The organism is Rhizocola hellebori, from assembly GCF_016862955.1.
Classification (GTDB): Bacteria; Actinomycetota; Actinomycetes; order Mycobacteriales; family Micromonosporaceae; genus Rhizocola; species Rhizocola hellebori.
In genome coordinates this window covers 1-787 of record NZ_BONY01000197.1, presented here as the reverse complement: position 1 = coordinate 787, position 787 = coordinate 1, and the positions used below count along the sequence as shown (strand labels likewise).

The following is a 787-nucleotide window of genomic DNA, read 5'->3' as shown; positions in this document are numbered from 1 at the left end:
GTTGCGTAGCACCAACGAGTTGACGAAGAAGCCGACCAGTTCGTCGAGGGTGTCATCAGGCCGCCCCGCCACGACGGTGCCCAGCGGAATATCGGTGCCGCAGCCCAACCGGGTCAGCAGCATGGCGATCGCCGTCTGCACCACCATGAACAAAGTCGCGTCGTGGGTACGGGCAAGCCTGCGCAACGCCGAATGCGTTGCCGCGTCGAGGGTCAGATCGACCCTCCCCGCCTCGTAAGAGGAACGCGACGGCCGCGGGAAGTCCGTCGGCAGCGCCAGCTCCTCAGGCACACCGTCGAGCGCGCTGCGCCAGAACCGAATCTGGCGGCTGATCTCGCTATCGGGGTCATCGTCAGCGCCCAGCAGCTCACGTTGCCACAGCGTGTAGTCGGCGTACTGCACCGGCAGCGGTTCCCACTGCGGGGCCTGCCCGCCACATCGTGCCGCGTAGGCGGTGGACAGGTCGCGGCTCAGCGGTCCCATCGAAGCGCCGTCACCGGCTATGTGGTGCATGGTGAGCACGAACAGATGCTCACGTTCACCGATGCTCAACAACCTGGCCGCCAACGGCAGATCCACCGAAAGATCGAAAGCTTGCTCCGACGCGGCCAGCACCGCCGCCTCAATCTGTGCCGCGGCAACGGCTTCGTGCTTGAAGTCGACCCGCGCCTGCCCTGCCGGGATTACCTGCTGCACCGGCTCGCCGTCGATTTCGACATACACCGTGCGCAACACCTCGTGGCGTGCCACCACATCACCGATCGCGGCCCGAAGCGCGTCAGCGTCG

The 787-nt window shown here is 66.2% G+C and carries 1 protein-coding gene; it reads right to left on the bottom strand.

Annotated elements, in window-relative coordinates; genetic code table 11:
• A partial coding sequence (locus Rhe02_RS49490) for a condensation domain-containing protein (protein WP_239124582.1) occupies positions 1–787 on the bottom strand: 787 nt, incomplete at both ends.